This is a genomic window from Salmonella sp. SAL00670, assembly GCF_046552235.1.
GTDB lineage: Bacteria > Pseudomonadota > Gammaproteobacteria > Enterobacterales > Enterobacteriaceae > Salmonella > Salmonella enterica.
In genome coordinates, this window is record NZ_JBGDUO010000013.1 from 1 (window position 1) to 24,638 (window position 24,638).

Sequence of the window (24,638 nt, forward strand, 5' to 3'; positions counted from 1 at the left end):
CCGCCGGGAGCGGATTTGAACGTTGCGCAGCAACGGCCCGTAGGGTGGCGGGCAGGACGCCCGCCATAAACTGCCAGACATCAAATAAAGCAAAGGGCCCAATCGAAAGACTGGGCCTTTTTGCATTTATCTTTCTATGGAAAAAGTTATCGGGTAATGACGCCGACGCGTTTTAAACATCTTCGTAGAGTGGATAAAAACCGTTTTAGTCAACGTGATTTCCCGCCATATATCCGCCTGAACCATCGAATGTGAACCGTGCTGAAGTAGATGTACAAACGGCTTTTACTTACGCCTCTAATAAGCAATAGAGATATTCGCTGAGGACTAAGAATCTGGTCCATTAGGCTATTTTATTTGCCAGTTTGGCCCTGGGACAGTGCTCAAAATCCTCATGTATTACGTGCATGCTCCGGTTTATATCCAGACTGTCTGCGATAATTACGCCTAATGACCACGCTCTAAGTCTTACTGTATAAAGCCTGTTTGTAATGCGGCTTACGATGCTATCAAGCTACAATTTTGTCTGCATCGGACAAGGAATAGAATAAATACCATCGGGATGGGCGAGTAAGAAAAGGGAGCGTTTTATCGTGTTAACTTTCGGGGGATAGACTGAACAGATTACGTCGCTGAGTATCCTTACGACCTTTATATTATTACTGAAAGCGCGGCATTGCCGCGCCTGCATGTATCATTTAGAAAGCGCAATGATACCCATCGTCAACCCTGCTACCGCCGCAGCTCCGCCAGCAATAGCGCCTGCTGTTTCCCAGTTATCCTGCGTAGTACCTTTCATACATGTATTGGTATGAACCAGCCGCCCTTGATCGTCATAAACCGGTACGCAGGGAGAATCATGTGCACAACCTGCCAATAAGGTGGTAAGCAATGCAACTGGAATTAGTCTTTTCATGGTGTTACCTCATTAATCAGCGTTTCGCGAAGTACAGCAACGTAAATGCTGGCTCTAACCGCTGCGAAAACGAGAGTTATTTTACCACCACAGAAAAAATGGCCGACATGAGGAATCATCTCAATTCATGTGAATTGTAAAAACTATGGAGAATGCAGAGGTAAGCGGAGAGGGGGAATAGCGGAGATAAAGACGTACCGTTTAAAAAGGCGTCCGAAGACGCCTCTGTTTACCGGTTAATCATGATGGCGATTAAATCGGCGTTTTACAACAACGAAGAATACTGGCACGAAGAAGATAGCTAATAAGGTTGCGGTTAACATTCCCCCCATAACCCCTGTGCCTACTGCGTTCTGTGCCCCACTACCTGCGCCACGACTGATAACTAACGGCATTACCCCGAGAATAAAGGCCAGCGAGGTCATTAGAATAGGACGTAAACGCATACGGGATGCTTCCAGCGTCGCTTCAATCAATCCACGTCCTTCTTTTTCCATGAGATCTTTGGCGAACTCAACAATCAGGATGGCGTTTTTAGCAGAAAGGCCAATAGTGGTTAACAAGCCAACCTGGAAGTAAACGTCATTGTTCAGACCGCGCAATGACGCTGCAAGCAGAGCGCCAACCACGCCGAGCGGTACGACCAGCATTACCGAGAACGGAATTGACCAGCTTTCATACAGAGCGGCAAGGCAGAGGAAAACGACAATGAGTGAGATTGCGTACAGCGCCGGCGCCTGGTTACCTGACAACCGTTCCTGATACGACATACCTGTCCAGTCATAGCCAATACCGTTTGGCAGCTGTGAAGCCAGGTTTTCCATTAACGACATGGCTTCACCGGTACTTCGTCCGGGCGCTGCTTCACCGAGCAGTTCCATTGACGGCATCCCGTTATAGCGTTCCAGGCGTGGCGAACCATAAATCCACCGTGCTGAGCTAAAGGTAGAGAAGGGCACCATCTCGCCATTGGCGCTGCGTACATAAAGATTGTTGATATCTCCCGGCAGCATACGGAACTGAGCGTCAGCCTGAACGTATACTTTTTTCACTCGTCCGCGATCGATAAAGTCGTTAACGTAATAGCCGCCCAACGCCGCGGAGATGGTTTCGTTGATATCAGACAGCGAAACACCGAGCGCCTGCGCTTTTTCTTGATCGACATCCAGCTTGAACTGTGGCGTGTCTTCCAGCCCGTTCGGGCGTACGCGCACTAATAGGTCAGGATGCTTCGCGACCATACCTAGGAGTTGATTACGCGCTTTTGTTAACGCATCGTGACCGAGTCCTCCCTGATCAATCAGTTCAAAGTCGAAACCTGTCGCGGTACCTAACTCGACAATTGCTGGCATGTTGAAGGGGAACACCAACCCGTCGCGAATCTGGCTGAAGGCGCGTGTCGCTCTGGCGATAACGGCTTCGACGCTATTTTCTTCACCGTTACGCTCTTCCCAGGGTTTAAGGCTGACAAATGCCATCCCTGAGTTTTGTCCCTGACCGCTAAAGCTAAAGCCGTTTACGGTAAACACGCTTTCGACGTTCGCTTTTTCATTATTCAGGTAGTAATGAGTGACTTGATCCAGCACTTTCTGCGTACGTTCTTGCGTAGCGCCAGAGGGGAGCTGAATCATGGTCAGGAATACCCCCTGATCTTCTTCCGGCAGGAAGGAGGTCGGGAGGCGTAAAAACAGAACCGCCATTCCGACTACAATAAGTAGATAGATAATGAGATAGCGACCCGTATTACGCACGATGCCGCTTACGCTGTTAGTATAGTGGTTAACGCTGTGGTCAAACCTGGTATTGAACCAGCCAAAGAAGCCGCTTTTTTTCTCGTGATGTTCAGCAGATACGGGTTTAAGCAGCGTAGCGCACAGCGCTGGCGTCAGAATCAACGCAACCAGAACGGATAGCGCCATTGCTGAAACAATAGTAATAGAGAACTGGCGATAAATTGCCCCGGTCGAGCCGCCAAAAAAGGCCATCGGGATAAATACCGCAGACAGTACCATCGCGATACCAACCAGCGCTCCCTGAATCTGCGACATGGATTTTTCCGTCGCCTCTCGGGGAGGAAGGTTATCCTCCATCATTACACGTTCAACGTTTTCTACGACCACTATCGCATCGTCAACCAACAGCCCTATCGCCAGTACCATGCCGAACATCGTCAGGGTATTGATGGAATAGCCAAAGGCGGCGAGTACCGCAAAAGTGCCTAGCAACACGACAGGAACAGCGATGGTAGGAATCAGGGTTGCCCGGATATTCTGTAAGAACAGATACATTACCAGGAACACCAGAATAATCGCTTCAAACAGCGTTTTTACCACTTCGTGGATAGATATTTTTACGAAGGGCGTTGTGTCATAAGGATAAACCACCTTCATTCCCTGGGGGAAGAAAGGCTGCAGCTCCGCCAGTTTCGCTTTGATTGCGGTTGCGGTATCCAGCGCGTTAGCGCCGGTCGCCAGTTTAATACCGAGACCGGAGGCCGGTTTACCGTTAATGCGCGCTACAACGTTATAGTTTTCACCGCCAAGCTCAATACGCGCGACATCTTTGAGATGGACGACAGAGCCGTCGGTATTGACGCGCAACGTAACTTTGCCGAACTCTTCCGGATCTTTCAGACGCGTTTGGGCGATGATTGAGGCGTTAAGCTGCTGGCCCGGTAATGCTGGCGTGCCGCCCAGTTGGCCTGCCGCAATCTGGTCGTTCTGTACTTTTAACTGGTTGATGACGTCAACTGGCGTGAGCTGGTATTTATTTAGCAGATTCGCATCCAGCCAGATACGCATGGCGTACTGTGCGCCAAATAGCTGAACGTCGCCCACACCATTCAGACGGCTGATAGAATCCTTAATGTTAGAGGCGACATAGTCAGAGATGTCGTCCTGGGTAGTGTTCGGATTATCTGAGACGAACCCGGCGACCATCAAAAAGCTGCTGCTGGATTTTTCAACGCTAATCCCCTGCTGCTGGACTTCTTGCGGCAGTAAAGGCGTGGCGAGCTGCAATTTATTTTGCACCTGAACCTGCGCGATATCCGGATCGGTTCCGGACTGGAAGGTCAGGGTGATGGTCACGCTACCAGCAGAGTCGCTGGTAGAGGACATATACATCAGGTTATCGATACCGTTCATATTTTGTTCGATAACCTGAGTAACCGTATCCTGTACCGTCTGCGCATCCGCGCCAGGATAGGTTGCAGAAATAGAAACCGCTGGCGGCGCAATGGTTGGATACTGCGCAACGGGAAGTTGCATTATTGCCAGTGCGCCAGCCATCATCAGGATAATGGCCAGAACCCAGGCGAAAATAGGACGTCTAATAAAAAAGTTTGCCATGTACGGTTACCTTATTGCGCCGTTTTCGCTGCAGGAGCATCGGTAGTGGCTTTCACCTGGACGCCCGGTCGCGCTTTTTGTAAGCCGCTGACGATGACCTTATCGCCCGGTTTTAACCCTTCGCTGATGAGCCATTTATCGCCAATAGCCTGCGCCGCCACGACATTGCGGGCTTCGACCTGGCTTTTATCGTTAACCACCATCACCATTGCGTCGCCGCGCGGCGTGCGGGTTACGCCCTGCTGGGGGACAAGGATGGCATTGGGCTGGACGCCTTCATCAATGCGGGCGCGAACAAACATACCGGGAAGCAGACTGTGTTGCGGGTTAGGGAACACCGCCCTGAGCGTGATAGAGCCGGTGCTTTCATCTACGGTAACGTCGGAAAATTGCAGCGTGCCTTTAATCGGGTAGACCTGACCATTTTCCATTACCAGTTGAACCGTGCTACTGGCGCTGTCTTTATGCAGGTTACCTTGTTCGACGGATTGCTTGAGTCGCATAAAGTCGTTGCTTGATTGCGTCACGTCGACATAAATCGGGTCGAGTTGTTGCACGGTAGCCAGTTCAGTTGACTGACCATTAGTCACCAGCGCGCCTTCAGTCACATTAGATTTTCCTATACGCCCGCTGATGGGTGAGGTGACTTTGGTATACGCAAGGTTAATACGCGCGCTTTCAACAGCGGCTTTTGCCGCCACAACAGCGGCATCGGCCTGGCGGGCGTCGGCAATCGCCTGATCATATTCCTGTTGGCTGATATATTTTGTGCCGACCAGTGGAACATAGCGTTTGACCGTCAGGTGCGCGATAGCCGCAGCCGCTTCGCTTTTAGCAAGTTCGCCTTTAGCGCTGTCATAATCGGCCTGATAAGTGGCAGGATCGATCTGATAAAGCGACTGTCCGGCCTCTACATCGCTACCTTCGGTGAAGTTTCTTTTAAGCACGATCCCGCTCACCTGGGGGCGAACCTCCGCAATGCGAAATGCGGACGTACGTCCGGGAAGTTCGGTCGTTACGGCTAGCGGCGCTGTTTCGACCACATGGACGGTGACTTGCGGCTCGCCGGCATGAGCCTGGGTATCTCCCTGGTCATTACAACCGGCCAGCAGCGCAGCAGAGAATATGATGAATGAGGGCAGGAGTGAAAACCTGGCATGTTTCGTCATTACTGTTCCTTAAAAAACCGAAAGCTCGTTATTCACCGGATAACGGTAAGGCGTTAACGCGCGAAAAATAGAATAGCAGTGGGGTATCCTACAAATTATTAGCTTGTGATGTAAGCAATACTTATTTTGGGATGGGGTTCACGGCACATAAAAGCAAAAAAAAAGAACTATTCCCTGTCGTTTCATAATGTCCCGATTAGTAAAATCATGATGTTGAATAACATAAATAGAAATATATATTTTATATGAATGTGTTTTATTAATTTATTTGTTTTTATTATTGATTTGGCGATATTGTGCGAAATAAAAATAGCTGTCTCTCGTCTGACTAAAAAGGACATGATAAAGTTGTTTTTTGTGCTGAGTATTTTATCAGCGTATTTATCGTTTTTATGGTCCAGGATATCTTAATTATGGCGAAGAAAACGAAGGCGGATGCGCTTAAAACGCGGCAACATTTGATTGAAACCGCTATTGCGCAGTTCGCTTTGCGCGGCGTTGCCAACACGACGTTGAATGATATCGCTGATGCCGCTGATGTCACGCGGGGCGCCATCTACTGGCACTTTGAGAATAAAACGCAGTTGTTTAATGAGGTTTGGTTACAGCAACCACCTTTACGCGAACTTATTCAGGATAGGCTTACGGGATGCTGGAATGATAATCCTTTACAGGATCTACGAGAGAAATTTATTGCAGCCTTACAATATATTGCGGCAGTGCCTCGTCAGCAGGCATTAATGCAGATTTTATATCATAAATGTGAATTCCATAATGGTATGATATCGGAACAGGCCATTCGGGAGAAGATTGGTTTCCATCATCAGTCGCTGCTTGAAGTATTACAGCGATGTATGGATAAAAAGCTGATCTCAGGCAGTCTTGATCTGGATGTCATATTAATTATTCTGCATGGTAGTTTTAGCGGAATAGTAAAGAACTGGTTAATGAATCCCACAAGTTATGATCTCTATAAGCAGGCGCCTGCATTAGTCGATAATGTATTAAAAATGCTAAGCCCGGATGGCAGTGTGAGGCAATTAATGCCAAATGAACAACAGGCGGAAGAAGCCTGAGATTATTTTGAGTTGATATTATATATTGATCTTGTGAATATATTGGCAGGGTCCCGAATATCGCGAGCAATTTCCTCTGCCGTACGCGGCTTGCCAAGCAGGAACCCCTGAAGCGTATGGCATCCTAACTGGGTCAAAAATTGTTGCTGCGTTTCATTTTCTACCCCTTCTGCCACAATTTGCAGATTTAACGCTTTCGCCAGCGCGACAATAGCCGCAACAATGGTCGCGCCGTCGCCTGCCTCGCTGAGTTCATGTACGAAAGCGCGATCAATTTTTAGTTCGCACGCCGGAAGACGTTTCAGATAGAGAAGGCTGGAATAGCCAGTGCCAAAGTCGTCAATAGAGGCCTTAACCCCCATTTCCGTTAATCTGGTGAGTATAGCGACGCTTTGCTCCGGCTTGTTCATCGCCGTGGTTTCGGTGATTTCCAGAATCAATAAATCGGGACGGATACTGTGTCGGGCCAGGCTCCGCGTAATGGTGTCCACAAGGCCGGGCTGCTCAAATTGTAAGGCGGACAGATTTACCGCCACTGACCATAAGGCGTATCCCTGTAAGTGCCACTCGCGGAGCTGTCGACACGCCTCGTCTATCACCCAGCTACCGATAGTGACGATAAGACCCGTTTTTTCCGCCAGCGGTAAAAACTGGTCAGGATTCAGTACGCCTTGTTTTGGATGATACCAGCGCAACAGGGCCTCAAATCCTACAATGGGACCGGCAGGGGCCTGAAATTTAGGCTGATACACCAGCCTGAGCTCTTGTCTTTCCAGCGCCAGCCACAGGTCATTCATTAGCTGAAGTTGGGTTTGCGCCAGCATATTCATTGATGGCTGAAAGAAATGGTATCCGTTACGCCCCGTATGTTTCGTGTGGTACATTGCGGCATCGGCGTTGAACATCAGTTCCCGTTCGTTTTTTCCGTCCAGCGGATAGAGCGCTATTCCCACGCTAAGGGTGACGACCAATTCATACGGATCTATCGTAAAAGGCGCATCTATCGAATGTACCAGCGCGCTGGCAAGGGAAGCCGCTTCGTCAGGCGCGCTGACTTCTGCAAGCAGCACAAATTCGTCGCCGCCAATCCGCGCCAAGGTAAACTGACCGCTCAGCGGTTGGTTCAGACGATGCGTGACCGCTACCAGTAGCTTATCGCCGATATCATGACCATAAGCGTCATTAACGGTTTTAAAGCCATCCAGATCCATAAACAGTAGCGCGAAAGACGAGCCTTCCCGATTCGCTTTGCTGATGGCCTGTTCCAGACGATCCTCAAGGAGTACCCGGTTTGGTAAACGGGTGAGCGTATCATGCAGCGCCAACTGCGCCAGTTCCTGGTTCGCCTGCGCCAGCGAAGAGGCAAGTAGTGCGGTGCGGGCCTGAAGCCGGGCGTCAAATAAAGAAACCAGCAGAGTAATGCCCAGGATAGTCAGCGCGACCACGCTGACAAGAACAGCCAGCCAGTTGCTATCGACGCCACGATGTTCCATCGGCCAGTTTTGGGGAAAGTGTGCGGCCTTCATGCCGGCGTAATGCATGCCGGCGATAGCTATCCCCATTAATACCGCGGCGCCTGCTCGCCTCAGGGCGACATCTGTTCCCTCATGACGCAGGCGGAACGTGAGCCACAGCGCGCCGCAGGACGCCAGTAGCGCGATAATGATAGAGAGGGCAACCCACGCGCTATTCCAGACGATAATGGAAGCAAATTGCAGCGCCGCCATCCCGGTATAATGCATTGCGCTGATGCCCAGTCCCATCACCAGCGCGCCCGGCAATAAACGGCGCAGGCGCAGTTTTTCAGCGCTGACCAGCCATAGCGCAAACAGGGAGGAGCCGATCGCGATCAGCATGGAGAGGCCGGTGAGGAACGGATCGAAGCGCATGTTCATCGCGTGATCCATCGCCAGCATCCCGACAAAATGCATCGCCCAAATACCGACGCCCAGCGCGAAGCCGCCGCCCATTAGCCATATTCTGGCGTTTGATCGAGCGCTTCCGGCTACGCGTCCGGCCATATTTAATGCGGTATAGGACGCAAAAATAGCGACAGCAAATGAAACCGCCACAAGGATGTGGTTGTACTCACTAACCGGCATGTATCATTAGCTCATTGGTTATGCAGGAAAAGAACAGGACGAGACAGTATCACCCCTTCTTTTATCCTCAACGTGTTTTAATTCCCTGTTTTTATAAGGGATAAAAGAAGTCCGGGTGATAAATAATCATAGGTTAAATCGCCCGGTTCGCTACTCCAGATCGGTACAATTGATCAATTTAAGAGGGTTAACCGAGTCCATGTTTCGGCACTTATCCTGTTCAGTCGCCATCAATTCGATCCATTGCATCAAAAGCGCATCAAAAAGAAAAACGGAGACGGCAAAAACAACCAGCCACCAATACTTACGTATCATCGTCAAATCCTGTGTATTCATGCCCATGCGTGCTGGGAATATACATGAAATTTTGACGCTGAAAAGCGGACTTACAATGCTTTTACTTCTCTGAAGATAGCGCGTTTATCCCGACATTTCGCTGCTTTTTGGACAGGTTTTGTGTTTTTCTCTTTTTGACTTTTGCAAGTTCATTTTCTGAATAATGCGAAGTGACGCTCAATCTTCTGAGCCCCATTTTTACGTACTCATTATTGAGTTCAATACCGATAAACTTACGACCTGACGCCGCTGCGACAGCGCCTGTGGTGAAACTGCCTGCGAAAGGGTCCAATACGGTATCGCTCGGGTTAGAAGAGGCCAGTATGATCCGTTTTAACAGCGCGCTGGGCTTTTGCGTAGGATGGTTTTCATATTCATCCATCAGATAACGTACGCGAGGAAATGACCAGACGTTGCCCGGCACTTTTTTCTGATTGTATGGTTGGGGCGGGTTTTTTCGATAATCGATTAGCGCGCGCTTAGCGCCCGTGGTGGTTTCGACCAGAATCGCATCACGGTTAAAGGTATAGCTTTTCGGGTTTTTTACCATCATCAGGATCGGTTCATACATAGAACCAAAGTATTTTTTCGCCTGCACCCCGGAACTATCATAGGACCAGACGATACGGCTTTTGATGGTAAAAAGCGTTCGGCATTTGAGATCGATATACGGCATATTTTCTGTGCTATTCATGATGTACATGGTGCCGTGTTTCTTCAGTACGCGGTGGCACTCATCAATGCATTCATACAGCCAGGCCAGAAAAGACGCTTCGTCCCAGGATTCCACCATACCGTCGAAATCTTTTCCGATATTGTAAGGCGGATCGGCAAAAATTAAGTCAATGCTTTCAGAAGGCAGTTTTTTAAGTTCTGTTAGCGCGTCACCGTGAATAATCTTCTTCGATTCATCGCCAAAGTACTGAGGTTCACATTCCGCTTTCATGACCAAATTCCATGTGATGCGTATAAAAAAGGCGCTTCCCCATGCCGAGTAGCGCCTTTTTAAACAAGCAGTTAGCTAATCGAAATTAGTTCATGCCGTATTTTTTTAATTTTTTACGCAGCGTACCACGGTTGATGCCCATCATCAGAGCAGCACGGGTCTGGTTACCACGGGTGTATTGCATCACCATGTCCAACAGGGGCTGTTCTACTTCAGCCAGTACCAGCTCATACAGGTCATTAACGTCCTGACCATTCAGTTGAGCAAAATAGTTCTTCAGTGCCTGTTTAACCGAGTCACGCAGGGGTTTTTGGGTTACCTGATCCTGAGAGTTAACGGTAGAAACGGTCAGTACGTCAGAATTTACGCGTTGTTCGAACATAGTTCTGTCAGCTCTTTATTTCTGTTTACGCAAAATTTTCGAAGTATGCCTCCAACGCCTCCAGCTGTTCGCTGGCGTCCTCAATAGCGTTGAATGTGCGCCGAAACTGGTCGTCTGGAGCGTGCTCCTGGAGATACCAGGAGACGTGTTTACGCGCGATTCGGTACCCTTTTGCCTGACCGTAAAAGTCATGCAGTTCCCGAACATGCGTGCAAAGCAAGCGCTTTACCTCTGCCAGCGGCAGCGGCGGAAGCAGCTCCCCAGTGTCCAGATAATGCTGGATTTCCCGAAAGATCCAGGGTCTTCCCTGAGCTGCGCGGCCTATCATCAGGGCATCCGCCCCTGTATAGTCGAGAACAGCTCTGGCTTTATGCGGGTTAGTAATGTCGCCATTCGCGATAATCGGAATGGAAACTTTCTGCTTAACTGCCCGAATACTGTCGTATTCAGCTTCTCCGTTGAACAAACAGGCGCGGGTGCGGCCATGGATGGTCAGAGCCTGAATACCACAATCTTCAGCCAGTTGGGCAATCTCTACGCAGTTACGGTGTTCCGGCGCCCAGCCGGTGCGAATCTTGAGAGTCACAGGAACGTCCACTGCGTTTACGACCCCGATGAGTATAGACTTCACTAAATCCGGGTACTGCAAGAGGGCTGAACCTGCCAGCTTACGATTCACTTTCTTCGCCGGGCACCCCATATTGATATCAATAATCTGGGCGCCGCTTTCCACGTTAATACGTGCGGCATCGGCCATCTCAACAGGGTCGCTACCGGCAATTTGCACCGTGCGAATTCCTGGCTCATCAACGTGCACCATCCGTAAACGAGATTTATCGCTTTCCCACACTTGCGGGTTAGAAGACATCATCTCGGATACTGTCAATCCTGCTCCCATCTCATAGCACAGCGTCCGGAAAGGTCTGTCAGTAATGCCAGCCATGGGCGCTGCGATCAGGCGATTTCTGAGCTGATATTGTCCGATGCGCATGAGTTAAGAAATGACCATACTGTGACTGCAAGGCGGCGTATATTACGCATTTTTTGCACGAGATGAAAGGCCAAACTTTGAACAATCCACTGTTGTAGATCAATGAATCGTGCTTAAAAACAGCAAAATAAATTTATAATTCAGTAAAATCATAGGGTTATTTAATGTCGGCGGTTTTGTACGCGCTTACAAATTCCCGTAACTTCTCTCTATTTCTTCGACCAGAAACAAGATAAGCGGAATAATCTGCTTTTTTTATAAGCTAATTACCCCAAATGAATGGGATCGCCGTCTCGTTTCAGGACAAGATCACTTCCCGCTGCGCGTGACTTTTCTCCATTGCCAGTCGGAAGGGGGCGCACAGACGCGCTTTTGTGTTCATGAATGGCACGCATAAATTTTTCCAGCTGTGCTGAAGAGCGCGATAGCGGATGCTGCAGAACAACCCGGACAGCATTACTAAGTACGAGGGCGATGGCTGCGACCCGTTAAAACGCCAGTACCTTTTGTCCGCTGGTAGCAGCTGTTTATCCAGACGGATAGTGACAAAGAAGTCATTTCAGGCATTCATTTGATGAATTTAATGATGTCTCGGTGCCTGAAAGGCGTTAAGGCAGTTGTGTGGAGAAAAGCGTGGCCGGGCGACCACGCTGACAAGAATTATTTCTTACGGCCAGTAATGCGGCACCATTCTTCTTTTTCGACGACCGGGTCGAGAGTGAAAAGCTCGGCGTAAGCATCGCAGATGCTTTCCGCCTGGCTGGCGAGAATACCTGAAAGCCCCAGCAGACCGCCCTCAACGGGCAGTACGCTGATTAACGGGGCCAGTTCGCGTAATGGGCCTGCCAGGATGTTAGCGACGACCACGTCGGCTTTCATGGCTTCTGGCTGGTCTTTCGGCAGGTACAGCTCCAGCCGGTCAGACACGCCGTTGCGTTCGGCATTATCGCGACTGGCCTGAATAGCTTGCGGATCGATATCAATACCAATCGCCTTTGCCGCTCCCAGCTTCAGCGCGGCAATCGCCAGAATGCCTGAACCGCAGCCAAAGTCGATCACGGTTTTGCCGTTGAGATCGAGCCCGTCCAGCCATTGCAGACATAAAGAGGTGGTGGGGTGCGTACCCGTACCGAACGCCAGTCCCGGGTCGAGCATCACGTTGACGGCATTCTCGTCCGGAATGTCACGCCAGCTGGGACAAATCCACAGACGCTCGCCAAAACGCATCGGATGGAAATTATCCATCCATTCGCGTTCCCAGTCTTTATCTTCCAGTTGTTCGATTTTATGGGCAAATCCGGCACCCAGCAGCGGATGTTGCTCCAGAATCGCGACAACGTCTTTCATGTCGGTTTCGGCGTCGAACAGACCGATCACATCGGTATCGCCCCACAGACGGGTTTCGCCCGGCAACGGCTCAAAAACCGGCGTATCGTGCGTATCCTGAAAGGTAATGGAAACGGCGCCCGCTTCCATCAGCGCATCACTCAGCTCTTCAGCATTCGCGCCGGTGGTATTCAGTTTCAATTGGATCCATGGCATGGCAAAACTCTTTATTTATCAGTAGACAATACGGTGGCTTGCGAAGCGGAAGAGCCGAATCGGTTTCCGATCAAAAAAGCCAATAAACTTAACAGTAACGCGGGCACAATCGGATGAAAGCCCAGGTACTGAATATTAAATGTGGCAAGCAGGGCATATAGCACGCCGCCCACGATCATGGCGCTTAATGCGCCTGCCGCGTTTGCCCGCTCCCAGTAAAGGCCCAGTACCAGCGGCCATAAGAACACCGCTTCCAGGCCGCCAAACGCCAGCAGGTTGAGCCAAATGATCATCTCTGGCGGTTTCCACGCGGCCAGCAGCAACAGCGCGCCTAGCAGTAATGTAATCGCTGCCGACATACGCTTCAGCCGGATCTCATTTTGCATCTGATCGGGGCGCAGGTTGAGATAGAGATCTTTAATGATCGTCGCGGAACTTTGCAGCAGTTGGGCGTTAATTGTTGACATGATCGCCGCCATTGGCGCAGCGAGGAAGATCCCGGCGGCAAACGGCGGCAAAACTTTCACCATTAGCGTTGGGATCACCAGATCCGGCACCGTCAGATCCGGAAGCACCGCGCGACCCAGCGCGCCGGCAAGGTGCATCCCGAACATTAAAATCGCCACGACAATCGTACCGATAATAATGCCCCGGTGTACCGCTTTACTGTCTTTATAGGAGATGCAGCGCACCGCCGTATGCGGCAGGCCAATCACACCAAAACAGACCAGTACCCAAAAAGAGGTCATAAAGGCGGGAGAAAGTATGTCATCGGCGCCCTGCGGCGTTACCAGTTTGGGGTCGAGAGCGTGCAGCGTGTCAACGGCCTGATTTAGACCGCCCGCCGCATGGATCACGCCCACCAGCAGCACTATCGTGCCGACCAGCATCACCAGGCCCTGTAGCGTATCGTTAAGTACGCTGGCGCGAAAGCCGCCAAACGCCGTATAGAGTGCGATACTGACGCCAAATATTAGCAGGCCGGTTTCGTAGGGAATCCCCGCCGCGGTTTCCAGCAGTCGCGCGCCGCCGATAAATTGTACGGTCATTGCGCCAATAAACGCGACCAATAAACTCAGGCTTGCCAACCACACCAGCAGGCGGCTTTGGTAACGAGCGAATAGCATATCGTTAAGCGTGACGGCATTATAGCGACGCGCCAGGATAGCGAATTTTTTACCCAGAATACCCAGTGAAAGCCAGACGGCGGGAAGCTGGATCATCGCCAGCAAGACCCAGCCCAGACCGTATTTATAAGCCGCGCCGGGACCGCCGATAAATGAACTGGCGCTAATATAGGTGGCGGTAAGCGTCATCGCGAGCACGATCCCGCCCATCGAACGGCTGCCAAGAAAATATTCGTTTAAAAAGGTGCCGGCGGTACGCTTGCGCATAGCGTAAATCGAGACCCCGAAGACCACGACCAGATAGGCTACCAGCGGTAGAATGACCTCAAGCTGCATCGTCATCCTCCAGCGGAATATCGCGATAAATGAATTTCACCATCGCCCAGCACAGCAAAATAAAGACCAGCGGCGTCAATAAGCAGGCCATCTCGAACCAGTGCGGCAGACCGGTAATTCCCGGAGAGTCTCCAGGTAAGTAAGCAGCCACTAACCATGCCGCCAGATAGCAAAGGGTCAGCCACAGCGCCCAGCGCGCCTCTTTATGGGCCTGAACAAAACGAGCGTCCATTTTTTGTCCCTTATGGGTGAAGAAAGCGGGAATTGTACATGATGGGGCATCGCTATCCCCAGAAATAAAAAAGGCCGGATTCACCGGCCTTTTGAGATTAACGTGCGATTACTTTTCCTGAAGACCGAGTTTTTTCTCCAGATAGTGGATGTTGGTTCCACCGTGCTGGAAGTGCTCGTCATTCATGATGCGGGTCTGCAGATCGATATTGGTTTTGATACCATCGATAATCAGTTCCTGCAGGGCATTTTTCATACGGGCAATCGCCACGTCGCGGTTTTCACCGTAGCAGATGAGTTTGCCGATCATGGAATCATAGTACGGCGGCACCGTGTAGCCCGCGTAGATATGGGATTCCCAACGAACGCCAAAGCCGCCAGGCGCATGGAAGCGCGTGATTTTGCCTGGGCTTGGCAGGAAGGTGTTCGGATCTTCGGCATTGATACGGCATTCTACCGCATGGCCTCGAACGACAACTTCGTCCTGTGTGATCGACAGCGGCTGACCCGCCGCGATGCGCAACTGCTCTTTGATCAAATCGACGCCGGTAATCATTTCAGTCACCGGGTGTTCAACCTGAATACGGGTGTTCATTTCGATGAAATAGAACTCGCCGTTTTCGAACAGGAATTCGAACGTCCCTGCGCCGCGATAGCCGATGTCTACGCACGCTTTCGCGCAGCGTTCGCCGATATAGCGACGCAGTTCCGGCGTAATGCCTGGCGCCGGGGCTTCTTCAACCACTTTCTGGTGGCGACGCTGCATGGAACAGTCGCGTTCCGCCAGATAGATAGCGTTGCCCTGGCCGTCCGCCAGCACCTGAATTTCGATGTGGCGTGGATTTTCCAGGTATTTTTCCATGTATACCATGTCGTTGCTGAAAGCCGCTTTCGCTTCCGCTTTGGTCATGGAGATGGACTGCGCCAGTTCAGCATCGCTACGAACCACGCGCATACCGCGGCCGCCGCCGCCGCCGGACGCTTTGATGATCACCGGATAGCCAATACGTTTGGCATGAGCGCGGTTCGCATTCATATCGTCGCCCAGCGGGCCGTCAGATCCTGGTACGGTCGGCACGCCCGCTTTTTTCATCGCGGTAATCGCGGACACTTTATCGCCCATCAGGCGGATGGTGTCCGCTTTCGGGCCGATAAAGATAAAGCCGGAGCGTTCAACCTGCTCGGCAAAATTGGCGTTCTCAGAAAGGAAGCCGTAACCCGGGTGGATTGCCACCGCGCCGGTGATTTCAGCGGCGCTAATGATAGCCGGGATGTTCAGATAACTTTTTACGGACGGTGCCGGACCAATACAGACCGTCTCATCCGCCAGCAATACGTGTTTTAAATCGCGATCCGCGCTTGAGTGCACAGCGACGGTCTTGATGCCGAGTTCTTTACAGGCTCGAAGAATACGTAGTGCGATCTCGCCGCGGTTGGCGATGACAATTTTATCCAACATGTTCGCCTCGTTACTCGATGACGACCAGTGGCTCGTCAAATTCTACCGGTTGACCACTTTCGACCAGAATCGCTTTCACAGTACCTGCTTTGTCAGCTTCGATCTGGTTCATCATTTTCATGGCTTCAACGATGCACAGGGTATCGCCCACGTTCACTTTCTGGCCCACTTCGATGAACGCTTTCGCGTCCGGGCTTGGGGTGCGGTAGAAAGTACCAACCATTGGGGAGCGTACGATGTGACCACTGATTTCCGCTGCGGCAGGCGCTTCCATTGCTGGAGTAGCCGCTGGCGCGACAGCGTTAGACAGAGCGGGTTGCTGCATCATCGGCGCCGCATAAGCCTGCTGCATCACCGGAAAACCGGCGTTTGCCGTTGTGCGGCTGATGCGAACAGATTCTTCGCCTTCAGAAATTTCCAGTTCGGAGATACCTGATTCTTCAACCAGCTCGATCAGTTTTTTAATCTTACGAATATCCATGAGTGGGTTCCGTACTCTTTGTTTAGTGTGATTGTGACAGGCGTTTTAGCGCCGTCTGTAAAGCATGTGAATGACTGCCGCGGGTAAAATACCGCGCATCTTTGATTTGCCTGTTATGCCGTAGCACCCGAAGGTGAAATTCATGATTTGCCAGTCATTGTGTGGCTATCTTCTGCCATTTTCGGGCAAAAAACAAAATATACCTTCATTGCTCGATTGTCACCCTTTCTGCGAACGAAAATCGCCGTTGGGCAATGTAAAGTCGCACATTATAACTATTTCGTCGCAATTGGCAGCTAAATACTGGTCTTATCAGGGAAGATAATCAACCCGAAACATAAAAAGGACATTACCTGTTTTGCGTTTTGCAATCGACCGCACAGTTCACCAAACTAGCGCCACCACTGGCGAAACTTCCGGTAACGCAACGCTAAAAGGGCTAACGCTAATGCCGCGTAGATGACCGGTTGCGGTGATAAAATCTTTACCGACCACAGGTAATGTATGGGAGCCAGGATCGCGACAAGATAGACGACGTTATGCAGTGTTTGCCAGCGTTTACCCAATTTACGCTGCGCAAATTGCGTTGAGGTCAACGTCAGCGCTAGTAACACCAGCCAGCTAATGATCCCAAGCGTCAAATAAGGGCGTGAAATCAACTCGCTTCCTAACAGCGCCAGGTTATGTATCCCCAGTTCCAGCAAGGCATAGCTGGTTAAATGCAGCGTAGCCCAAACGAAACACCATAATCCTAACAGGCGGCGTGTGCGTATCAATAATGGCTGTTTAGCGTAGCGCGCCAGCGGTGAAACCAGCAAGGTGGCGAGCAAAAATTTGAGCGCGGTTCTGCCGGTAAAGTGTTGGATATCCTTTACCGGGTCTGCGCTGAGTCCACCGTGATTTATCGCCCAAAAGAGCCACAGAAGCGGCAAAAAACCGGCAAGATGCAGACAAACTTTTAGCCAGGTTATCTGTTTTACTGTCAGACGCACTTAAAAATTCTCCCGCAAATTGAGACCGCGATACAGCGAAGCGACTTCATTGGCGTAGCCGTTAAACAGCAGCGTCGGCTGCCTTTGCACATCAAGGATACCGCCTGAACCAATAAAGCGTTCGGTAGCCTGAGACCAGCGTGGATGATCCACATGCGGGTTCACATTGGCGTAAAAACCATATTCGTTGGGAGCCGACAAATTCCAGGTGGTTGGCGGACGTTCGCGGGTGAGTTTAATGCTGACAATAGATTTAATACCTTTAAAACCATACTTCCATGGAACGATGAGTCGAATAGGCGCACCGTTTTGCGGGGGTAACGCCTTACCATAGACGCCAACGGTCATCAGAGTCAGCGGATGCATGGCTTCGTCCAGACGTAGCCCTTCGACATAAGGGTATTTCAGTCCGCCGCCAATAAAACGATCTTTCTGTCCTGGCATATCATCCGGCGCGTATAGCGTTTCGAATGCCACATATTTAGCGTGGCTGGTGGGCTGTGCCTGCGCGAGTAGCTTATATAAAGGGAAACCAATCCACGGCACGACCATGGACCACGCTTCGACGCAGCGCATTCGATAGATACGCTCTTCTAATGGGAAACGATGTGTTAAATCGTCATAATCCAGCGTAAATGGCTTCGCGACTTCCCCGCTGATTTTCAACGTCCACGGTTCGGTTTTCAGACTTCCGGCATTGGCCGCCGGGTCGGCTTTATCGAGGCCAAACTCATAGAAATTGTTGTAGCCCGTCACCTTATCTTCCGGCGTTAACGCTAAATCGCTTCGCCAGGCGGCAGGCTGACTAAACTCAAGCGGTTTACCGGCAGGCGCTTTCGGACGATCGTTGCCTTTAAACCAACTGAAGAGATCGGCCTGCGCCGTTGAGGGTAAGGATAAGGCGGCCGCGCTGATGCCTAATGCTTTTAGCACCTGTCGGCGCTGCATAAAAAAAGCCGATTCCGCAGTCACATCGGCTTCTGTTAATGGACGTATCTTTTTCATCACAGACTCCCGGTCTACCCACCACAACATGGCGTGTAGTGAATATGACAGGGAGTGTGTCAATGTGTAAAAATAAATAGTTAATTAAGTGTAAATTTTTTTATACGTGACGTTATTTTATCTTCACCAGCGTACGGCCCTGAACCTGATTATTGATGATGGCATCGGCGAACTTCGGCGCATCCGCCAGCGTAATCTCTGTGGCGGCCTGAGCATAGAACGATTCCGGCAGATCCTTAACCAAACGCGCCCAGGCTTCTGCGCGACGTGCCGGTGGGGTCATCACCGAGTCCACCCCTTGCAAACGCACATTACGCAGAATGAATGGCATAACGGTGGTCGGCAGCGCGAAGCCGCCCGCCAGGCCGCAGGCAGCCACGCAACCGCCATAGTTCATCTGTGCCAGCACTTTCGCCAGCACTTTATCGCCAACGGTATCAATTGCACCGGCCCACAGCTGTTTTTCCAACGGGCGAGATTCAGCAAACTCATCGCGGCTGAGAATACGGTTAGCTCCCAGGCTCTTAAGATAGCCGTGGGTGCTTTCACGTCCTGATACTGCTGCAACCTGATAGCCCAGCTTATGCAGTAATGCAACGGCAGTGCTGCCCACGCCGCCGCTGGCACCGGTGACGACAACCTCACCGTCTTGCGGGCGAATACCTGCATCTTCAAGCGCCATGACGCACAGCATGGCGGTAAAACCGGCTGTGCCGATGATCATGGCGTTACGGCTGCTCAGTCCCGCAGGCAGCGCGACCAGCCAGTCGCCTTTAACGCGTGCGCGTTCGGCCAGGCCGCCCCAGTGGTTTTCGCCCACGCCCCAGCCAGTCAGTAGTACTTCCTGGCCTGCATGAAAGCGAGGATCTTCGCTTGCGTGAACGGTGCCGGCGAAATCAATACCAGGAATCATCGGAAAATGACGGATAATTTTCCCTTTTCCGGTGATAGCCAGAGCATCTTTATAATTCAGGCTGGACCAGTGGACATCCACCGTCACATCACCTGCCGGCAGTTGACTCTCTTCGAGATGTTGCACGGATGCGAGGGTTTTACCGTCCTGCTGTTCTAAGATCAACGCCTGCATAACCTGTCCTCACTTTACATGGTAGATTGGAAAAATAGCTACGAAGACTATACTCGCTAATTAAAACGTGATGCCGATGCAACGCAATAAATTGCCAGATAGATCCATTTTGGTAGTATGCCTGCTTCATTGCGCGCCGTGGCGAATTCCGCCTTCAGATTCGCTTTTTCATACTGTTTATAACCGTCGGAGTTAACTCAAGGATGCGATTAACGACGAAATTCTCAGCTTTTATCACGCTGCTCACGGGGTTAACGATCTTCGTGACTCTGATAGGTTGCTCGCTAAGCTTTTATAACGCCGTACAGTATAAGTATGTCAGCCGTGTGCAGGCGACGGCGACAGCCATTGATACGCACCTGGTGACCCATGATATTGTCTCGCTGACGCCGCAAATCGACGAACTCATGATCGCTTCCGATATTGTGCGTGTCGATCTGTTGCAGGGGGAGCGCAGCGTCTACAGCCATTCTCGCGCCAGAGGTTATCGGCCAGCCGGCACCAGCGACATGTATCGCGAGCTGGTCGTACCGCTGATAAAACATCCAGGAATGTCGCTACGTCTGGTTTATCAGGACCCGATGGGTAACTATTTTCACTCACTGATCACCACGGCGCCGCTGACGCTGGCGATCGGTTTTATCGTTCTGATTTTGTTTTTATCGGTGCGCTGGCTGCAGCGGCAGCTTTCCGGGCAAGAGCTTCTGGAAATTCGCTCCACGCGTATTCTGAACGGCGAACGTGGGGCGAATGTCCGCGGTTCTGTTTACGAATGGCCAGCGCGCACCAGTAGCGCGCTTGATGTATTGCTTTCCGAAATTCAGTTTGCTCACGAACAGCGTAGTCGCCTGGACACCCTCATTCGCTCCTACGCCGCGCAGGACACCAAAACCGGACTCGGTAACCGTCTGTTCTTTGATAACCAACTGGCGACGCTGCTGGAAGATCAGGAAAAAGTGGGAGTGCATGGCGTGGTGATGATGATCCGCTTGCCAGACTTCAATCTTCTGCGCGACAGCCTGGGAGGCAATCAGGCGGAAGAGCAGATGTTTATGCTTATCAATCTGCTATCGACATTTATTATGCGTTACCCAGGCTCGCTGCTGGCGCGTTATCACCGCAGCGACTTTGCCGTGCTGCTACCGCATCGAACGCTGAAAGAAGCGGAAAGTATTGCCGGACAACTTTTAAAAGCTGTCGATGCGCTACCGGCTAACAAAATGCTTGATCGTGACGATATGGTACACATCGGCATTTGCGCCTGGCGCAGCGGACAGTCCACCGAGCAGGTGATGGAACATGCTGAAGCCGCGGCGCGGAATGCCGCTCTGCAGGGGGGAAATAGCTGGGCCATCTACGACGACACTCTGCCGGAAAAAGGGCGCGGCAATGTGCGCTGGCGCACATTGATTGAGCAGATGCTGAACCGGGGCGGACCGCGACTTTATCAAAAACCGGCGGTCACGCGAGAAGGTCGCGTACATCATCGGGAATTGATGTGTCGCATCTATGACGGTAAAGAAGAGGTGAGCTCGGCGGAGTATATGCCGATGGTGTTGCAATTTGGTTTATCGGAAGAGTATGACAGATTACAAATTAGCCGCCTGATTACGTTGCTGGGCTACTGGCCGGATGAAAATCTGGCAATGCAGTTGACGGTTGAGTCGCTGATTCGTCCGCGCTTTCAGCGCTGGTTGCGCGATACGTTAATGCAGTGTGAAAAATCACAGCGAAATCGCATAATTATTGAACTTGCGGAGGCAGATGTTTGTCAACACATCAGCCGGTTACAACCCATCCTTCGCTTAGTCAATGCGCTTGGCGTTCGGGTGGCGGTGACACAGGCGGGTTTGACGCTGGTTAGCACGAGCTGGATTAAAGCGCTCAATGTGGAATTACTCAAGCTGCATCCGAGTCTGGTCAGAAACATTGAGAAGCGAACGGAAAACCAGCTTCTGGTTCAAAGTCTGGTAGAGGCCTGCGCGGGCACGCCTACGCAGGTTTACGCGACGGGCGTCCGTTCGCGCGGCGAGTGGCAGACGCTGACAAAACGCGGCGTGGCTGGCGGGCAGGGTGATTTTTTTGCCTCCTCCCAACTACTTGACACAAACGTGAAAAAATATTCGCAAAGATACTCGGTTTAACCTGCCGTTTAATTTGTTTTCACGTAGAATAACGCGCGCTGCGCCTCATGGGGGTGTGCTTGTCTGCTCGCCAGATTGTTGCAGCAAATATGCAGGTGAATGACCTTTGACAGGTTGCAAACGAAGGCGAGGATTGCTGCTGATTTTTTCAGCCCTGAGGGACTCAGGCCGAGATTTGTAACAAAGGAAACGAACTGCACTAATTTTCACCGTAGCAGATGATTTTTGCGCCTTGTCGCTGCTGCGTGTGGTTGGTAAAGTAAGCGGATTTTGTTTTCCGCCCCAGCTTTCAGGATTATCCCTTAGTATGTTGAAAAAATTTCGTGGCATGTTTTCCAATGACCTGTCCATTGACCTGGGTACCGCGAATACCCTCATTTATGTAAAAGGACAAGGCATCGTATTGAATGAGCCTTCCGTTGTGGCCATTCGTCAGGATCGTGCCGGTTCGCCGAAAAGCGTGGCTGCAGTCGGTCATGATGCGAAGCAGATGCTGGGCCGTACGCCGGGCAATATCGCTGCGATCCGTCCGATGAAAGACGGCGTTATCGCTGACTTCTTTGTGACCGAAAAAATGCTCCAGCACTTTATTAAACAAGTGCACAGCAACAGCTTTATGCGCCCAAGCCCGCGCGTACTGGTATGCGTGCCGGTCGGCGCGACGCAGGTAGAACGTCGCGCGATTCGTGAATCCGCTCAGGGCGCAGGCGCCCGTGAAGTCTTTTTGATCGAAGAGCCGATGGCGGCCGCGATCGGCGCAGGTCTGCCAGTTTCTGAAGCAACCGGTTCAATGGTTGTGGATATCGGTGGTGGTACCACTGAAGTTGCCGTGATCTCCCTGAACGGCGTGGTTTACTCTTCTTCTGTCCGTATTGGTGGTGATCGCTTCGACGAAGCCATCATTAATTACGTTCGTCGTAACTACGGTTCTCTGATCGGTGAAGCCACCGCAGAACGTATTAAACACGAAATCGGTTCCGCTTATCCGGGCGACGAAGTCCGCGAGATTGAAGTGCGTGGCCGTAACCTGGCGGAAGGCGTTCCACGCGGCTTTACCCTGAACTCAAACGAGATTCTGGAAGCGTTGCAGGAACCGTTGACCGGTATCGTCAGCGCGGTAATGGTGGCGCTGGAACAGTGTCCGCCGGAGCTGGCGTCAGACATCTCCGAGCGCGGTATGGTGCTCACCGGCGGCGGCGCGCTGCTGCGTAACCTTGACCGTCTGTTAATGGAAGAGACGGGCATTCCTGTCGTGGTTGCTGAAGATCCGCTGACCTGTGTGGCGCGCGGCGGCGGCAAGGCGCTGGAAATGATCGATATGCACGGCGGCGACCTGTTCAGCGAAGAGTAGTTGGATACGGGCAGGATTATCCCTGGATTATCCTGCCTCTCCGACGCGAGAATACGCATAGCCTATGAAGCCAATTTTTAGCCGTGGCCCGTCGCTACAGATTCGCCTTATTCTGGCGGTGCTGGTGGCGCTCGGCGTTATCATTGCCGACAGCCGCCTGGGGACGTTCAGTCAAATCCGAACGTACATGGACACTGCCGTCAGTCCTTTCTATTTTATTTCAAACGGCCCTCGTGAACTGCTCGACAGCGTGTCGCAAACGCTGGCTTCTCGCGACCAGCTTGAGCTGGAAAACCGGGCGCTGCGCCAGGAATTACTGCTAAAAAACAGCGACCTGCTGATGCTGGGGCAGTACAAACAGGAGAACGCGCGGTTGCGCGAGCTGCTGGGGTCGCCGCTGCGTCAGGACGAGCAGAAAATGGTGACGCAGGTTATTTCAACGGTTAACGATCCTTACAGCGATCAGGTCGTTATCGATAAAGGCAGCGTTAATGGCGTATATGAAGGTCAACCGGTCATTAGCGACAAAGGCGTCGTAGGGCAGGTTGTCGCCGTGGCGAAACTGACCAGCCGCGTACTGCTGATTTGCGATGCGACTCATGCGCTGCCGATTCAGGTACTGCGCAATGACATCCGCGTGATTGCCGCCGGTAACGGCTGTACTGACGATCTTCAGCTTGAACATCTGCCCGCCAATACCGATATTCGCGTCGGCGATGTGCTGGTAACGTCCGGACTTGGTGGGCGTTTCCCGGAAGGGTATCCGGTGGCGGTGGTCTCCTCCGTCAAGCTGGACACTCAGCGCGCCTATACCGTCATTCAGGCACGTCCAACCGCGGGTTTGCAGCGTTTACGCTATCTGCTGCTGTTGTGGGGAGCCGATCGTAACGGCGCCAATCCGATGACGCCGGAAGAGGTTCACCGCGTCGCCAATGAGCGCCTGATGCAGATGATGCCGCAGGTGTTGCCTTCTCCGGATGCGATGGGGCCGCCGGCGCCAGTGCCGGACCCGGCGACGGGGATTACTCAGCCATCTGCGGGCCAGACTGCGCCGGTATCAACGCAACCATCGCCTTCGGGCGCGACCACGCCGCCTGCGCGTGCGCCGGGAGGGTAATGGTGGCGAGCTATCGTAGCCAGGGGCGCTGGGTTATCTGGCTCTCGTTTCTTATTGCGCTGTTGCTGCAAATCATGCCCTGGCCGGACGACATCATTGTTTTCCGGCCAAACTGGGTTTTGCTCATCTTACTGTACTGGATTCTGGCCCTGCCGCACCGCGTAAATGTGGGGACGGGATTTGTGATGGGTGCCATACTTGATCTCATCAGCGGTTCCACACTTGGCGTGCGCGCTCTGTCGATGAGTATTGTCGCCTATCTGGTCGCTCTGAAATTCCAGCTCTTCCGTAACCTGGCGCTCTGGCAGCAGGCGCTGGTGGTAATGTTGCTTTCACTGGCCGTGGACATTATTGTTTTCTGGGCCGAGTTTTTAGTGATCAACGTCTCTTTCAGACCGGAAGTGTTCTGGAGTAGTGTAGTCAATGGCGTGCTGTGGCCCTGGCTCTTTTTGCTGATGCGTAAAGTACGCCAGCAGTTTGCTGTGCAATAAAGGTCGA

Annotated in this window: 21 protein-coding genes; 5 read left to right on the forward strand and 16 right to left on the reverse strand. The window is 51.7% G+C overall.

All coding sequences use genetic code 11. The features are described from left to right. Positions 1–694: 694 nt before the first annotated feature. From ACLJRS_RS22810 to ACLJRS_RS22820, 3 genes are all read right to left on the reverse strand, one after another. Positions 695–916 carry a membrane protein gene (locus ACLJRS_RS22810; RefSeq protein ID WP_000825645.1) on the reverse strand — a complete coding sequence of 74 codons (222 nt, stop codon included), beginning with the start codon at positions 914–916 and terminating at the stop codon, positions 695–697. A 236-nt stretch (positions 917–1,152) separates the two neighbouring features. Next, positions 1,153–4,266, reverse strand: a complete 3,114-nt coding sequence (locus ACLJRS_RS22815) for an efflux RND transporter permease subunit (protein WP_001273277.1) — start codon at positions 4,264–4,266, stop codon at positions 1,153–1,155. 11 nt (positions 4,267–4,277) lie between these two features. Further along, on the reverse strand, positions 4,278–5,435 hold the full coding sequence (locus tag ACLJRS_RS22820) for an efflux RND transporter periplasmic adaptor subunit (RefSeq protein ID WP_000160383.1): 1,158 nt from the start codon (positions 5,433–5,435) through the stop codon (positions 4,278–4,280). A 413-nt stretch (positions 5,436–5,848) separates the two neighbouring features. Here ACLJRS_RS22820 and envR point away from each other — a divergent pair, with 413 nt between their 5' ends. Further along, on the forward strand, positions 5,849–6,511 hold the full coding sequence (gene envR, locus ACLJRS_RS22825; protein WP_001085721.1) for an acrEF/envCD operon transcriptional regulator: 663 nt from the start codon (positions 5,849–5,851) through the stop codon (positions 6,509–6,511). A gap of 2 nt (positions 6,512–6,513) precedes the next feature. Here the strand turns inward: envR and ACLJRS_RS22830 are convergent, their stop codons facing one another. The 13 genes from ACLJRS_RS22830 to ACLJRS_RS22890 form a co-directional block, all read right to left on the reverse strand. Beyond that, the gene (locus ACLJRS_RS22830) at positions 6,514–8,613 is read right to left on the reverse strand and encodes a putative bifunctional diguanylate cyclase/phosphodiesterase (RefSeq protein WP_001145328.1); all 2,100 of its coding nucleotides are present in this window, start codon (positions 8,611–8,613) and stop codon (positions 6,514–6,516) included. 150 nt (positions 8,614–8,763) lie between these two features. Further along, entirely contained in the window at positions 8,764–8,928 is a 165-nt protein-coding gene (locus tag ACLJRS_RS22835; protein ID WP_000620015.1) for a DUF2556 family protein, read from the reverse strand. 82 nt (positions 8,929–9,010) lie between these two features. Then, positions 9,011–9,895 (reverse strand): adenine-specific DNA-methyltransferase, encoded by an 885-nt coding sequence (yhdJ, locus tag ACLJRS_RS22840; RefSeq protein WP_000642611.1) that lies wholly within the window; start codon positions 9,893–9,895, stop codon positions 9,011–9,013. An 85-nt stretch (positions 9,896–9,980) separates the two neighbouring features. Next, positions 9,981–10,277 carry a DNA-binding transcriptional regulator Fis gene (fis, locus tag ACLJRS_RS22845; RefSeq protein ID WP_000462905.1) on the reverse strand — a complete coding sequence of 99 codons (297 nt, stop codon included), beginning with the start codon at positions 10,275–10,277 and terminating at the stop codon, positions 9,981–9,983. A gap of 25 nt (positions 10,278–10,302) precedes the next feature. Next, positions 10,303–11,268, reverse strand: coding sequence for a tRNA dihydrouridine synthase DusB (dusB, locus tag ACLJRS_RS22850; RefSeq protein ID WP_001219664.1), 966 nt, complete (start codon positions 11,266–11,268; stop codon positions 10,303–10,305). 660 nt (positions 11,269–11,928) lie between these two features. Continuing rightward, positions 11,929–12,810 (reverse strand): 50S ribosomal protein L11 methyltransferase, encoded by an 882-nt coding sequence (gene prmA, locus ACLJRS_RS22855; protein WP_001145847.1) that lies wholly within the window; start codon positions 12,808–12,810, stop codon positions 11,929–11,931. A gap of 11 nt (positions 12,811–12,821) precedes the next feature. Next, positions 12,822–14,273, reverse strand: a complete 1,452-nt coding sequence (gene panF / locus ACLJRS_RS22860; protein ID WP_001175739.1) for a sodium/pantothenate symporter — start codon at positions 14,271–14,273, stop codon at positions 12,822–12,824. Then, complete coding sequence (locus tag ACLJRS_RS22865; RefSeq protein ID WP_000340016.1) at positions 14,263–14,505, reverse strand: YhdT family protein; 243 nt, start codon at positions 14,503–14,505, stop codon at positions 14,263–14,265. Before ACLJRS_RS22865 ends, panF begins: the two co-directional genes overlap by 11 nt. Positions 14,506–14,613: 108 nt before the next feature. Further along, on the reverse strand, positions 14,614–15,963 hold the full coding sequence (gene accC / locus ACLJRS_RS22870; protein ID WP_000884627.1) for an acetyl-CoA carboxylase biotin carboxylase subunit: 1,350 nt from the start codon (positions 15,961–15,963) through the stop codon (positions 14,614–14,616). Positions 15,964–15,973: 10 nt separating this feature from the next. Further along, positions 15,974–16,444 (reverse strand): acetyl-CoA carboxylase biotin carboxyl carrier protein, encoded by a 471-nt coding sequence (gene accB, locus ACLJRS_RS22875; RefSeq protein ID WP_000354626.1) that lies wholly within the window; start codon positions 16,442–16,444, stop codon positions 15,974–15,976. Positions 16,445–16,836: 392 nt separating this feature from the next. Beyond that, positions 16,837–17,436 carry a protein-methionine-sulfoxide reductase heme-binding subunit MsrQ gene (gene msrQ, locus ACLJRS_RS22880; RefSeq protein WP_001241496.1) on the reverse strand — a complete coding sequence of 200 codons (600 nt, stop codon included), beginning with the start codon at positions 17,434–17,436 and terminating at the stop codon, positions 16,837–16,839. Beyond that, positions 17,437–18,441: a protein-methionine-sulfoxide reductase catalytic subunit MsrP gene (msrP, locus tag ACLJRS_RS22885; protein WP_000723876.1), complete on the reverse strand. Its 1,005-nt coding sequence runs from the start codon at positions 18,439–18,441 to the stop codon at positions 17,437–17,439. It lies immediately after the preceding gene. A 112-nt stretch (positions 18,442–18,553) separates the two neighbouring features. After that, positions 18,554–19,528 carry an MDR family oxidoreductase gene (locus ACLJRS_RS22890; protein WP_001148246.1) on the reverse strand — a complete coding sequence of 325 codons (975 nt, stop codon included), beginning with the start codon at positions 19,526–19,528 and terminating at the stop codon, positions 18,554–18,556. A gap of 203 nt (positions 19,529–19,731) precedes the next feature. Here ACLJRS_RS22890 and csrD point away from each other — a divergent pair, with 203 nt between their 5' ends. From csrD to mreD, 4 genes are all read left to right on the forward strand, one after another. After that, positions 19,732–21,672 carry an RNase E specificity factor CsrD gene (csrD, locus tag ACLJRS_RS22895; RefSeq protein WP_001241381.1) on the forward strand — a complete coding sequence of 647 codons (1,941 nt, stop codon included), beginning with the start codon at positions 19,732–19,734 and terminating at the stop codon, positions 21,670–21,672. Positions 21,673–21,979: 307 nt separating this feature from the next. After that, on the forward strand, positions 21,980–23,023 hold the full coding sequence (mreB, locus tag ACLJRS_RS22900) for a rod shape-determining protein MreB (protein ID WP_000913396.1): 1,044 nt from the start codon (positions 21,980–21,982) through the stop codon (positions 23,021–23,023). Between the two features lie 64 nt (positions 23,024–23,087). Continuing rightward, the gene (gene mreC, locus ACLJRS_RS22905) at positions 23,088–24,140 is read left to right on the forward strand and encodes a rod shape-determining protein MreC (RefSeq protein ID WP_000802538.1); all 1,053 of its coding nucleotides are present in this window, start codon (positions 23,088–23,090) and stop codon (positions 24,138–24,140) included. A gap of 2 nt (positions 24,141–24,142) precedes the next feature. Beyond that, on the forward strand, positions 24,143–24,631 hold the full coding sequence (gene mreD, locus ACLJRS_RS22910) for a rod shape-determining protein MreD (RefSeq protein ID WP_000179403.1): 489 nt from the start codon (positions 24,143–24,145) through the stop codon (positions 24,629–24,631). Positions 24,632–24,638 lie beyond the last annotated feature (7 nt).

Bases quoted from the DNA above. Each gene is read 5' to 3' on its own strand.
- fis (WP_000462905.1), bottom strand. From the start codon at position 10,277: ATGTTCGAACAACGCGTAAATTCTGACGTACTGACCGTTTCTACCGTT.
- ACLJRS_RS22865 (WP_000340016.1), bottom strand. From the start codon at position 14,505: ATGGACGCTCGTTTTGTTCAGGCCCATAAAGAGGCGCGCTGGGCGCTG.
- mreB (WP_000913396.1), top strand. From the start codon at position 21,980: ATGTTGAAAAAATTTCGTGGCATGTTTTCCAATGACCTGTCCATTGAC.
- ACLJRS_RS22815 (WP_001273277.1), bottom strand. From the start codon at position 4,266: ATGGCAAACTTTTTTATTAGACGTCCTATTTTCGCCTGGGTTCTGGCC.
- ACLJRS_RS22810 (WP_000825645.1), bottom strand. From the start codon at position 916: ATGAAAAGACTAATTCCAGTTGCATTGCTTACCACCTTATTGGCAGGT.
- accB (WP_000354626.1), bottom strand. From the start codon at position 16,444: ATGGATATTCGTAAGATTAAAAAACTGATCGAGCTGGTTGAAGAATCA.
- accC (WP_000884627.1), bottom strand. From the start codon at position 15,963: ATGTTGGATAAAATTGTCATCGCCAACCGCGGCGAGATCGCACTACGT.
- dusB (WP_001219664.1), bottom strand. From the start codon at position 11,268: ATGCGCATCGGACAATATCAGCTCAGAAATCGCCTGATCGCAGCGCCC.
- ACLJRS_RS22830 (WP_001145328.1), bottom strand. From the start codon at position 8,613: ATGCCGGTTAGTGAGTACAACCACATCCTTGTGGCGGTTTCATTTGCT.
- csrD (WP_001241381.1), top strand. From the start codon at position 19,732: ATGCGATTAACGACGAAATTCTCAGCTTTTATCACGCTGCTCACGGGG.
- ACLJRS_RS22890 (WP_001148246.1), bottom strand. From the start codon at position 19,528: ATGCAGGCGTTGATCTTAGAACAGCAGGACGGTAAAACCCTCGCATCC.
- mreC (WP_000802538.1), top strand. From the start codon at position 23,088: ATGAAGCCAATTTTTAGCCGTGGCCCGTCGCTACAGATTCGCCTTATT.
- ACLJRS_RS22820 (WP_000160383.1), bottom strand. From the start codon at position 5,435: ATGACGAAACATGCCAGGTTTTCACTCCTGCCCTCATTCATCATATTC.
- ACLJRS_RS22835 (WP_000620015.1), bottom strand. From the start codon at position 8,928: ATGATACGTAAGTATTGGTGGCTGGTTGTTTTTGCCGTCTCCGTTTTT.
- msrP (WP_000723876.1), bottom strand. From the start codon at position 18,441: ATGAAAAAGATACGTCCATTAACAGAAGCCGATGTGACTGCGGAATCG.
- prmA (WP_001145847.1), bottom strand. From the start codon at position 12,810: ATGCCATGGATCCAATTGAAACTGAATACCACCGGCGCGAATGCTGAA.
- yhdJ (WP_000642611.1), bottom strand. From the start codon at position 9,895: ATGAAAGCGGAATGTGAACCTCAGTACTTTGGCGATGAATCGAAGAAG.
- panF (WP_001175739.1), bottom strand. From the start codon at position 14,273: ATGCAGCTTGAGGTCATTCTACCGCTGGTAGCCTATCTGGTCGTGGTC.
- envR (WP_001085721.1), top strand. From the start codon at position 5,849: ATGGCGAAGAAAACGAAGGCGGATGCGCTTAAAACGCGGCAACATTTG.